Origin of the sequence: Actinopolymorpha cephalotaxi, from assembly GCF_013408535.1 — a bacterium.
GTDB lineage: Bacteria > Actinomycetota > Actinomycetes > Propionibacteriales > Actinopolymorphaceae > Actinopolymorpha > Actinopolymorpha cephalotaxi.
The window spans coordinates 1,330,296-1,340,949 of sequence record NZ_JACBZA010000001.1 but is presented as its reverse complement, the minus strand read 5'-3'; the positions used below and the strand labels follow the sequence as shown (position 1 = coordinate 1,340,949).

Below are 10,654 nucleotides of genomic sequence, written 5' to 3'. Positions count from 1 at the left end.
CCGTCGGTCAGCCCAGGGCGCGGCCGACCGCGAGCTTGCGGGTGTCCGGCGCGAGCAGCCGCTCCGCGTCGGCGCCCAGGTCGTCGGGCTTGCGCTGCGACTCGCGCTCGGCGGCCACCCGGGCCTGGTAGACCTCCACCTCGTTGCGGGTGCGTGCCTCGTCCCAGCCGAGCACGTCCGCGACGAGTTCGGCCGCGGGCCGCGCCGAGTCGGTGCCCCGGTGCGGCGTCTCGATGGAGATCCGCGTCCGCCGGGCGAGGACGTCGTCCAGGTGCACCGCCGCCTCGTGCGTGGCGGCGTACCTCCCCTCCACCCGGAGGTACTCCCCCGCACCCGGCATCGGCTCCAGCAGCGTCGGGTCGTCCTGGGCCAGCGCCATCAGTTCGTCGACCATCGAGCCGTACCGGTCCAGCAGCCGCTGCATCCGCCACACCGGGAGCCCGCGGTCCTCGGCCAGCCGGTCCACCTGGTTGATCAGCGCGTGGTACCCCTCGGCCCCGACCAGCGGGACGTGCTCGGTCACCGACGGCGGCAGCGAGTGCCCGAGGTCGGGCCGGGCCGCGTCGATCGCGTCCTTGGCCATCACGCGGTACGTCGTGTACTTCCCGCCGGCGATCGACACCAGGCCCGGCAGCGGCCGGGCCACCGCGTGTTCGCGGGACAGCTGGCTGGTCTGCTCGGACTCCCCGGCCAGCAGCGGCCGGAGTCCGGCGTACACGCCCTCGATGTCGTCGTGGGTGAGCGGCACCGACAGGACCTCGTTGACGTGCGCCAGGAGGTAGTCGATGTCGGCCCGGCTGGCCGCGGGGTGGGCGCGGTCGAGGTTCCAGTCGGTGTCGGTGGTGCCGATGATCCAGTGGTTGCCCCACGGGATGACGAACAGCACCGAGCGTTCGGTCCGCAGGATCAGCCCGACCTCGGAGGCGATCCGGTCCCGCGGCACCAGCACGTGCACGCCCTTGGAGGCCCGTACGCGGAACCGTCCCCGCCCGCCGGTGAGGCGCTGCAGGTCGTCGGTCCACACGCCGGTCGCGTTGATGACGGCCTTCGCCCGGATCGTCGTAGTGGCGCCGGAGTCGACGTCGCGCACCTCCGCGCCAACCACCCGGCCGCCCTCGTGCAGGAAACCGGTCACCTCACTGGAGTTGCGGACCGCGGCGCCGTAGCGGGCGGCGGTGCGCACCACCGTCAGCGTGTGCCGGGCGTCGTCGGCCTGCGCGTCGTAGTAGCGCACCGCGCCGACGAGTGAGTCCTGGCGGAGTCCGGGGCTGAGCCTCAGTGCGCCCGTCCGGCTGAGGTGCCGGTGAGCGGGCACCGACCGGCCGCGGCCCATCGTGTCGTACAGGATCAGGCCGGCGCCGACGTAAGGGCGCTCCCACAGCCGGTGCTGCAGCGGGTAGAGGAACTGAACCGGCTTGACGAGGTGCGGCGCGATCCGGGTGAGCATCAGCTCGCGTTCGCGCAACGCCTCGGCGACCAGTCCGAAGTTCAGCTGCTCGAGGTAGCGCAGGCCGCCGTGGAAGAGCTTGCTGGACCGGCTGGACGTGCCGCTGGCGAAGTCGCGCGCCTCGACCAGTGCGGTGTTCAGTCCGCGCGTCACGGCGTCCAGCGCGGAACCCGCACCGGTCACGCCGCCGCCCACCACGAGGACGTCGAACTGCTCGGCACCGAACCGGTCCCAGGCCTCGGCGCGTTCCTGCGGGCCCAACTTCCCGGAACTACTCACAACCAACTCCTCAGCCGATACGTGGACAGCGGACTCGGGCGAAGACCTGCCGGCCCCGATATCCGGGAATCACGCAGGATCGCAGAAGTCGTGGACTTTGGCGACAGCCGGTGCGGCGGCGGGCAGGATCGGGCAGGGACGGTCGGCCGGCCCGTGGTCCCCGGCCACTGCTCGGTCGCCGCCACCCCTCGGGTGCCGCCCGGAAGGGTCCTTCGATGTGGTCGATCGTCGTCTCGGAGACGCTGGGGACGATGATGCTGACCCTGCTGGGCTGCTCGGTGGGTGCGAACGTGCTGCTGAAGAACACCTTCGGCCATCGCGGCGGCTGGTTGCTGGTCAGCCTCGGCTGGGGCCTCGGCATCTTCGTCGGCGTGTACGTCGCGTACGCCAGCGGCGCGCACCTCAACCCCGCGGTGACGCTGGGCATCGTCGTCGACGGCGCGCCGAGCTTCGCGCCGGGCATCGCGGTGACGCCCCTGAACACCCTCGCCTACCTGGCCGGGGAGTTCGCCGGCGCGTTCCTCGGCGCGGTCCTGTGCTTCCTGGCGTACCGGCTGCACTTCGAACACAGCGAGACCGAAGCCGACAAGCTGGCGGTCTTCGCCACCGCGCCCCGTTATCGTGCGTACGCATGGAACGTCGTGACCGAGGCGATCGCGACCTTCGTCCTGGTCTATGTCGTTCTGGTGTTCGGGCGCACGCCGTCCGGGCTCGGCCCGCTGGCCGTGGCGCTGGTGGTCGTGGGCATCGGCGCGTGCCTGGGCGGCCCGACCGGGTTTGCGATCAACCCCGCCCGCGACCTCGGCCCACGGTTCGCCCATGCCGTTCTTCCTATCAAAGGCAAGGGCGAGAGCGACTGGCCGTACGCCTGGGTGCCGGTGGTGGCGCCGCTGGCCGGAGGTGTCGTCGCGGGTCTGCTCGCCCGGGTCGCGTCCTGACATGCCACCTCCCCACCCGGCACAGGCTTGGGCCGGCCCCGGCACATCGACGCCGGTTCTACGTACGCTACCCCCGCACCCTTCCAACCCAGTGGGAGCTCACATGACCGACTACGTCGCAGCCATCGACCAGGGAACGACCAGCACCCGGTGCATGATCTTCGACCATGCGGGTCAGGTCGTGAGCGTGCACCAACTGGAGCACGAACAGATCTTCCCGCGCGCGGGTTGGGTCGAACACAACGCGGAGGAGATCTGGCGCAACACCCGGCAGACGGTGGCCGGTGCGCTGGCCGGCGCCGACCTCACCGCCACCAACGTGGCCGCGGTCGGCATCACCAACCAGCGGGAGACGGCGCTGGTGTGGGACCGGGCGACGGGCAAGCCGGTCTACAACGCGATCGTGTGGCAGGACACCCGTACCGACCGGATCTGTGAACAGCTCGGCGCGCTCGGCGGCGGCGCCGAGCGCTACCGCGACCGCACCGGCCTCCCGCTGGCGACGTACTTCTCCGGACCGAAGGTGCGCTGGATCCTGGACAACGTGGAGGGCGTCCGCGAACGCGCCGAGCGCGGTGAGCTGATGTTCGGCACGATGGACAGCTGGCTGCTGTGGAACATGACCGGCGGCACCGACGGCGGCCTGCACATCACCGACGTGACGAACGCGTCCCGGACGATGCTGATGGACATCGCGAGCCTGCGGTGGGACGAGAACATCGCCGAGGAGATGGGCATCCCGATGTCGATGCTGCCGGAGATCCGGCCGTCGTCGCAGGTGTACGCCGAGGGCCGGCGCGGCGGCTCGCTGCCCGGTGTGCCGATCGCCGGCATCCTCGGTGACCAGCAGGCGGCCACGTTCGGCCAGGTCTGTTTCGAGGTGGGCACGGCGAAGAACACCTACGGCACCGGCAACTTCCTGCTCCTCAACACCGGCACCGAACGCGTGATGAGCGAGAACGGCCTGATCACCACCGCCTGCTACCAGATCGGCGACAACGCGCCCGTCTACGCGCTGGAGGGTTCGATCGCGGTCACCGGCTCGCTGGTGCAGTGGATCCGGGACAACCTCGGCCTGATCGGCAAGGCGGAGGAGATCGAGACGCTGGCCCGCTCGGTGGACGACAACGGCGGCGCGTACTTCGTCCCGGCGTTCTCCGGTCTGTTCGCGCCGTACTGGCGCTCCGACGCCCGGGGCGCCCTGGTCGGCCTGACCCGCTACGTCAACAAGGGGCACATCGCCCGGGCGGTGCTGGAGGCCACGGCGTACCAGACCCGCGAGGTCGTCGACGCGATGAACGCCGACTCCGGCGTCGCCCTGACCGAGCTCAAGGTCGACGGCGGCATGGTGGTCAACGAGCTGCTGATGCAGTTCCAGTCCGACATCCTCGACGTGCCGGTGGTCCGCCCGCAGGTGGCCGAGACCACCGCGCTCGGTGCGGCGTACGCGGCCGGACTGGCCGTCGGGTACTGGTCCGGCGAGGACGACCTGCGCCGCAACTGGCAGGAGGGCAAGCGCTGGACGCCGAAGCTGGACGAGAAGGTGCGCGAGCGCGACTACGCCCGCTGGAAGAAGGCGGTCACCCGGACGTTCGACTGGGTGGACGACGAGGACTGAGCGGAGTCAACCCGAGGTTGGCGCGGGCAAGACGGAATTGACATCCGGCAAGGCGGGGTTGGCGCGGGTAAGGCGGGGTTGCGCCGCGGTCACCACCGGCCGCGGTGCACCACCTCGTCCGTGCCGCGACGGCCGCGCCGCAGCGACGGCGAACGCCGGTCCGGCGCCCGGTGCCCGAGCGCGACCACGCCGATCGGGAGGTGGTCCTCCGGTACGCCGAACTCACGGCGGAACGCCGGGATGCGCTCGGGCGGGATACCGAAGAAGCAGGCGCCGAGCCCCTCGTCGGTGACGGTGAGAAGCATCAGCAGCGCCGCCATGCCGGTGTCGATGTCCCAGTACGGCACGGGCCACCGCGACTCGTCCCGGTCGGTCCAGCCCTTGTCGGGTTCGGCGTACCGGTCGAGATAGGCACGCTTGCACGACAGCGGCACGATCAGCACCGGGGCCCGGCGCAGGCCCCGCGACCAGGAGTCGGCGCCGGCCCCCTCCGGCGTGGTCGCTGCCCAGAAGCGCTGGACGTCGGCCGGCTGGTCCAGCACCAGGAACCCCCAGCCCTGGCTGAAGCCGGCGGACGGGGCGTGCAGCGCGTTGTCCAGGACGCGTTCGACCACGACCGGGTCCACGGGGCGGGGGTCGAAGTTGCGCACCATCCGGCGGCGGCGTACGACGTCTGCGAAGTCCATGCCCGTCAGCATGGCCCACGTACCGGTGCCGGCCGGACCCAGCCTCGACCCGGCTCGGACCCGCCCGGAGCGCCGTGGGGAGCCGTCGGAGAGCTGTCGGGAAGAATGCGGCCCATGACCGACCTGCGCATCTGTTTCGTCGGCGACTCCTACACCGCCGGCGTGGGCGATCCCGAGGGCCTCGGCTGGGTGGGACGGGTCGCCCGGGAGACGCTGCGCAGGGGCCGGGACCTCACGTTCTACAACCTCGGCGTACGCCGGGACACCTCCCGCAACATCCAGGCGAGGTTCGCGGGCGAGATCGTCGCGCGAAGGGCCGCCGGCTGCGACAACCGTGTCGTGCTGTCCTTCGGGACCAACGACACCGCGCCGGCCGAAGGCGTCGGCGGCGAGCGGGTGCCGGACGTCGGCACCCTCGCCGTGCTGGCCGACCTGCTCGAGTGGACCCGGCGGCAGGGCCTGCCCACGCTCGTGGTCGGCCCGCCCGCGCTGACCGACGACTCCCGGAACGCCCGACTGCTGGCGCTGACCGCCCTGATGCGGGAGCTCACCGCCCGGCGCGGGGTGCCGTTCGTACCCCTCGCGCCGTCGCTCGCCGAGGACACCCGGTGGCGGGCCGAGCTGTCCACCGGCGACGGAGCCCACCCACGTGCCGTGGGCTACGAGCTCCTCGCCCGGCGGGTCCTCGACTCGGGCTGGTGGGACTGGCTGGACTCCCCCGCGGCGGTGCCCGAGGAGCCCAGGGAGCCCGAGGAGCCCAGGGAGCCCGAGGAGCCCAGGGAGCCCGAGGCGGGCGGGGTGCCCGGTGCCTGAGGGCGACACCGTCTGGCTGACGGCCCGGCGGCTGGCGGTGGCGCTGGCCGGGCAGCAGCTGACCCACGCCGACCTGCGCGTGCCCCAGCACGCCACCGCCGACCTCACCGGCCGGACGGTGACCGAGGTGCTCGCCCGCGGCAAGCACCTGCTGATCCGGATCGAGCCGGACCTGACGTTGCACACCCACCTGGGCATGGATGGTTCCTGGCGGTTGCTCCCGGCCGGTACGGCGTTCCCGGGGCCCCGCGAGCCGGTCCGGGTGGTGCTGGCCAACGCCCGCGCGGTCGCCGTCGGCCGGAGCCTGGCCCGGGTCGACCTGGTGACCACCGACCGGGAGGACACGCTGGTCGGCCACCTCGGCCCGGACCTGCTCGGCCCGGACTGGGACCAGGCCGAGGCGGTCCGCCGGATCGCCGAGGAACCCGACCGCACCATCGGCGAGGCACTGCTGGACCAGCGCAACCTCGCCGGGATCGGCAACATGTACCGCGCCGAGGTGCTGTTCCTGCGCGGGGTGCCGCCGACCGCGCCGGTGTCGGCGGCCGGTGATCTCACCCGGATGGTCAGGCTGGCCCGGCAGATGCTCTGGGTCAATCGCGAGCATCCCGAACAGGCCACCACCGGCGACCTGCGCAGAGGCCGCGAACACTGGGTGTACGGCCGGGCCGGCGAACCCTGCCGGCGGTGCCGGACCAGGATCAAGCGGGGCGAGCTCGGCCCGCCCGGACAGGAGCGGGTGACGTTCTGGTGCCCGCACTGCCAACCGGATCCCGCGGGCACCGAACCCGGCTGACGCCCGTACGACATCCCCGGCACGAGACGCCGGCCGGCACCGTCCCCGCCGGCACGCCACCGGCCGGTACGGCTTCCGCCGCTACTCCCCCGTCACCCCGTCGGTGAGCTCGCGGATGATGTCGAGGTGGCCGTTGTGCCGGCTCGTCTCCTCGATCAGGTGGTGCAGGATCCAGCGAAGCGTGACGCCCTCCTCGCCAGGACGGCGCGGGGCGGCGCGGTGGTCCAGGGAGAACACGGCGGCGATCTCCCGCGACCTCGCGGTCTGCTTGTCGTACGCGGCGAGCAGGTCGGCGAGCGGCACGTCGTAGGGCGGGCGCCACTCGGCGTCGGGATCGCCGGGATCGACCGGCGCCGCGTCGGGCTCGCCGAGGAGCACCCGCTCGAACCAGTAGCTCTCCACCCACCGAAGGTGGGACACCAGGCCGGCCGCGGTCATCAGCGGTGACGTCGGCACCGGGGCGTTGTGGGCGCCGGCCTGGGTCAGCCCGGCGCACTTCACCGCGACGGTCGCGCGGTGGAAGGAGAGCCAGGCCTCGAGCATGGCGTGTTCGTCCGCGGCGTGGGGAGGGTCCTCGCGCGGAGGGTCCTGGTCGCTGGGTGGCCCGTCGGGACCGGCTGCCATCAGGCGGCTACGACGACGTCACGGTGGGCGTCGGTCGGCTCGATCCTCGAGGTGTCCAGTCGGGGCCCGTCGATCCGCTTGGCGACGATCCGCTTGGAGGTGACCTTGCGGATCACCTGCTGGCGGGGCGCGGCGGTGAGGACGCGGGTCTGCGCCTTGTCGATCTCGTCGCTGACCTCACGCAACACGTCGGACAGCGGAACGTCCAGGGCAGTACAGATCGCGGCCAGCAGCTCGCTGGAGGCTTCCTTCTGGCCGCGTTCGATCTCGGAGATGTAGCCCAGACTCACCCGGGCGTCGAGGGAGACCTCGCGGAGGGTGAGCCCGCGGCGTAGGCGCTGGCGGCGGAGTACGCCACCCAGCAGGTGACGAACCAGGACCATTGGTGGCTCCCCTCGGTGTCCCCTCGTTGTGGCATCCGGCGTCGAACGGTCTGACACCGGACATCCGGCAGTGGGCTGAACCCACCGTACCCGCCTTCGTACCCCGGTGACGACTCCGCACGCCCAGGACACGGAACGGATTGATCAGCTGGTACGCGGCGTGGCCCGGAGTACGTCCAGGAGGAGCTCCAGAGCGGCGGTCACCGTGGACCGGCGGATCTGCTCCCGGTCACCGCGGAGCCGCAGCCGTTCACCCCGCGTACCCCCAGGTCCGGCGCAGGCCACGTCGACCGTGCCGACCGGCTGGTCGCCGTGCGGCTCGGGCCCGGCGACCCCGGTGGTGGACAGGCCGTAGGTGGCGCCGAGCCGGTCGCGGACCCCCTCGGCCATCGCCCGGGCGGTGCTCGGGTGCACCGGTCCGTGTTCGGCCAGCCGGTCCGCGTCCACGCCGAGCAGCGTGGTCTTCAGATCCACGGCGTACGACACCACGCCGCCGCGGTAGGTGGCTGAGGATCCGGCCTGGTGGGTGAACGCGGCGCCCAGAAGTCCGCCGGTCAGCGACTCGGCGGTGGCGGCGGTGGCGTGCTGCCGGCGCAGGAGTTCGTGACACCGGCCGGCCAGGTCCTCGGCCGACGCCGTGTTCGCCCCGTTCGCCCCGGCCTCACCCGACCTGGCCTCACCCGACCTGGCCTCACCCGACCTGGCAGCACTCGTTCCGGTGCCGGCACCGCTGTCCGACCCCACCGGACACCCCCTTCGACGTCGACGTCAGGCGGACCGCGACCGGCGCGACCGCAGCACCTTCCACAGGTAGTCCACCCCGGTGACCACCGTGACCACCACGGCCGCGGCCATCACCACCACCGCCGCGACGTGCACCGGACCGCCGTACGGAAGCAGGTACAACGCGATCGCCACGGTCTGCAGCACGGTCTTGGCCTTGCCGCCCCGGCTGGCCGCGATCACCTGCGACCGGATCACCAGGAACCGCAGCAGGGTGATACCCACCTCGCGGACGAGCACCACGACCGTCACCCACCAGGGCAGCTCGCCGAGGATGGACAGCCCGACCAGGGCCATGCCCATCAGCGCCTTGTCGGCGAGCGGGTCGGCGATCTTCCCGAAGTCGGTGACGAGGTTGTAACGCCGGGCGAGCTCGCCGTCGAACCGGTCGGTCAGGGCGGCGAGCAGGAAGACCGCGAGCGCGGCGAACCGGTAGGTCGTATTGGCGCCGTCCTCGTGCAGCAGCAGCCAGCCGAACACCGGGACCATCACCACGCGGAGCGCGGTCAGGACGTTGGGGCCGTTCCACACGCTGGGCGAGGCCTTCGGAACTTCGGTCACCGTACGCCTCCCCGAGATCTCAACGACCCGCACCCGGGAGGGCCTCCGCCACGAGGTCCACGCCTTCGGTGTCCACCACCAGGGCACGGACGAAATCTCCCACACGGGCGCCGGTCGCGCCGAACACCCGGACTGTGCCGTCGACCTCGGGCCCCTGGTGCGCGCCCCGGCCCTCGACCGTCCCGGCCGGCTCGACGGACCCGGCGGACCCGGCGGAGCCGTTCGACCCGACGGACTCGACGGACTCGGCCGGCTCGACGGACTCGACCAGGACGTCGACGACCTCCCCGATCCGGTCCTCGGCCCGCTGCGCGGTGAGTTCCTCGGCGAGCTCACCGACCCGGGCGGCCCGCGCGGCGATCTCGTCCTCGTCCAGCTTGCCGTCGTAGCCCAGTGCCTCCGTACCGTCCTCGTCGGAGTAGCCGAACACACCCACCACGTCCAGCCGGGCCGCCTCGAGGAACCCGCACAGCTCCTCGACGTCGTCCTCGGTCTCGCCGGGGAAGCCGACGATGACGTTGCTGCGGATGCCGGCCTCGGGCGCGACGGAGCGGATCTGCTCGATCAGGCCGAGGAAGCGTTCGGTGTCGCCGAACCGCCGCATCCGTCGCAGGACGGTGGCGCTGGAGTGCTGGAACGACAGGTCGAAGTACGCCGCGACGCCCGGCAGGGTGGCCATCGCCTCGGCCAGGCCGGGACGCATCTCGGCGGGCTGGAGGTAGGACACCCGGACCCGCTCGATCCCGTCGACGGCGGCCAGGGCGGGCAGCAGGCCGGTCTCCAGCAGCCGCAGGTCACCGAGGTCCTTGCCGTACGAAGTGGAGTTCTCGCTGACCAGGAACAGCTCGCGGACGCCGTGCCCGGCGAGCCACTCCGCCTCGGCGATGACGTCCTCGGGGGGCCGGGAGATGAACGCGCCGCGGAACCGCGGGATCGCGCAGAACGCACAGCGCCGGTCGCAACCGGACGCGAGCTTCAGCGGCGCGACCGGTCCCCCGCCGAGCCGCCGCCGGTGTACGCGGGGACCCGACGCCGGCGCGATCCCGGCCGGCAGGTCCGGCGTCAGGTCGGCCGCCGCCACCGGCGAGCCCGACGTCACCACCCGGTGGCCGGGAACGACCGCGCCGCCGGCGCCGGTCGCGTCCGCCGCGGCCGAACCGCGCGCGGAGGGTGAGATGGGCAGCAGCTTGCGCCGGTCGCGCGGGGCGTGCGGCACGTGCGGGGCGCCGGTCAGGATCGTGCGTACGCGGTCGGCGATGTCGGGGTAGTCGTCGAAGCTCAGCACCGCGTCGGCCTCGGGCAGCTCCCGGGCCAGCTCCTCGCCGTAGCGTTCGGCCAGGCAGCCCACGGCGACCACCGCCTGCGTACGGCCGCCGTCGGACTTCAGGTCGGCGGCACCGAGCAGCTGGTCCACCGAGTCCTTCTTCGCGGTCTCGATGAAGCCGCAGGTGTTGACCAGAACGGCATCGGCGGACTCGGCGTCCTCGACGAGGGTGAAGCCGCCCTCGGCCAGCCGGCCGGCGAGCTCCTCGGAGTCGACCTCGTTGCGGGCGCAGCCGAGCGTGACGACGGCCACGGTGGTGGTCGCTTCGGGGGCCACGTCGGCGGTCGGGTGGGCATGGGAAGGCGCAGTCATCGCGGCCCATCCTCGCGTACGGGAGCTCGACCGGCGATCCCGGCGTCCCCCGGGTGCCCGTCCCGCCTCCCCCGCAGGGGCTGGCAGCGG

10 protein-coding genes and 1 pseudogene are annotated in these 10,654 nt (G+C 72.5%); 4 read left to right on the top strand and 7 right to left on the bottom strand.

What is annotated here, in order from left to right; translation table 11 throughout:
• Positions 1–7: 7 nt before the first annotated feature.
• A complete protein-coding gene (locus FHR37_RS06095) occupies positions 8–1,726 on the bottom strand; it encodes a glycerol-3-phosphate dehydrogenase/oxidase (protein ID WP_092883080.1) in 1,719 nt (572 codons plus the stop codon).
• Between the two features lie 215 nt (positions 1,727–1,941).
• Between FHR37_RS06095 and FHR37_RS06090 the strand changes: the two genes are divergently transcribed.
• Both FHR37_RS06090 and glpK read left to right on the top strand, forming a co-directional pair.
• A complete protein-coding gene (locus FHR37_RS06090; RefSeq protein WP_092883081.1) occupies positions 1,942–2,664 on the top strand; it encodes an MIP/aquaporin family protein in 723 nt (240 codons plus the stop codon).
• A 103-nt stretch (positions 2,665–2,767) separates the two neighbouring features.
• Positions 2,768–4,282, top strand: coding sequence for a glycerol kinase GlpK (gene glpK, locus FHR37_RS06085; RefSeq protein ID WP_092883082.1), 1,515 nt, complete (start codon positions 2,768–2,770; stop codon positions 4,280–4,282).
• An 89-nt stretch (positions 4,283–4,371) separates the two neighbouring features.
• Here the strand turns inward: glpK and FHR37_RS06080 are convergent, their stop codons facing one another.
• On the bottom strand, positions 4,372–4,968 hold the full coding sequence (locus tag FHR37_RS06080) for a nitroreductase family protein (protein ID WP_092883228.1): 597 nt from the start codon (positions 4,966–4,968) through the stop codon (positions 4,372–4,374).
• Positions 4,969–5,082: 114 nt separating this feature from the next.
• Between FHR37_RS06080 and FHR37_RS06075 the strand changes: the two genes are divergently transcribed.
• Together FHR37_RS06075 and FHR37_RS06070 are read left to right on the top strand one after the other, a co-directional pair.
• Entirely contained in the window at positions 5,083–5,781 is a 699-nt protein-coding gene (locus tag FHR37_RS06075) for a DUF459 domain-containing protein (protein WP_175542468.1), read from the top strand.
• Entirely contained in the window at positions 5,774–6,577 is an 804-nt protein-coding gene (locus tag FHR37_RS06070) for a DNA-formamidopyrimidine glycosylase family protein (RefSeq protein ID WP_092883084.1), read from the top strand. Before FHR37_RS06075 ends, FHR37_RS06070 begins: the two co-directional genes overlap by 8 nt.
• A gap of 81 nt (positions 6,578–6,658) precedes the next feature.
• Here the strand turns inward: FHR37_RS06070 and FHR37_RS06065 are convergent, their stop codons facing one another.
• The 5 genes and pseudogenes from FHR37_RS06065 to rimO form a co-directional block, all read right to left on the bottom strand.
• On the bottom strand, positions 6,659–7,201 hold the full coding sequence (locus tag FHR37_RS06065; RefSeq protein ID WP_092883085.1) for a DinB family protein: 543 nt from the start codon (positions 7,199–7,201) through the stop codon (positions 6,659–6,661).
• Positions 7,202–7,350: 149 nt separating this feature from the next.
• Positions 7,351–7,584, bottom strand: a pseudogene (locus FHR37_RS33585) (helix-turn-helix domain-containing protein); the annotation flags it as partial.
• A gap of 144 nt (positions 7,585–7,728) precedes the next feature.
• A complete protein-coding gene (locus FHR37_RS06055) occupies positions 7,729–8,328 on the bottom strand; it encodes a CinA family protein (protein WP_092883087.1) in 600 nt (199 codons plus the stop codon).
• Between the two features lie 24 nt (positions 8,329–8,352).
• Positions 8,353–8,928: a CDP-diacylglycerol--glycerol-3-phosphate 3-phosphatidyltransferase gene (gene pgsA / locus FHR37_RS06050; RefSeq protein WP_092883229.1), complete on the bottom strand. Its 576-nt coding sequence runs from the start codon at positions 8,926–8,928 to the stop codon at positions 8,353–8,355.
• A gap of 19 nt (positions 8,929–8,947) precedes the next feature.
• Positions 8,948–10,564, bottom strand: coding sequence for a 30S ribosomal protein S12 methylthiotransferase RimO (gene rimO / locus FHR37_RS06045; protein ID WP_092883088.1), 1,617 nt, complete (start codon positions 10,562–10,564; stop codon positions 8,948–8,950).
• Between the last annotated feature and the right edge of the window lie 90 nt (positions 10,565–10,654).

Bases quoted from the DNA above. Each gene is read 5' to 3' on its own strand.
- FHR37_RS06080 (WP_092883228.1), bottom strand. From the start codon at position 4,968: ATGGACTTCGCAGACGTCGTACGCCGCCGCCGGATGGTGCGCAACTTC.
- FHR37_RS06090 (WP_092883081.1), top strand. From the start codon at position 1,942: ATGTGGTCGATCGTCGTCTCGGAGACGCTGGGGACGATGATGCTGACC.
- FHR37_RS06075 (WP_175542468.1), top strand. From the start codon at position 5,083: ATGACCGACCTGCGCATCTGTTTCGTCGGCGACTCCTACACCGCCGGC.
- glpK (WP_092883082.1), top strand. From the start codon at position 2,768: ATGACCGACTACGTCGCAGCCATCGACCAGGGAACGACCAGCACCCGG.
- rimO (WP_092883088.1), bottom strand. From the start codon at position 10,564: ATGACTGCGCCTTCCCATGCCCACCCGACCGCCGACGTGGCCCCCGAA.
- FHR37_RS06065 (WP_092883085.1), bottom strand. From the start codon at position 7,201: ATGGCAGCCGGTCCCGACGGGCCACCCAGCGACCAGGACCCTCCGCGC.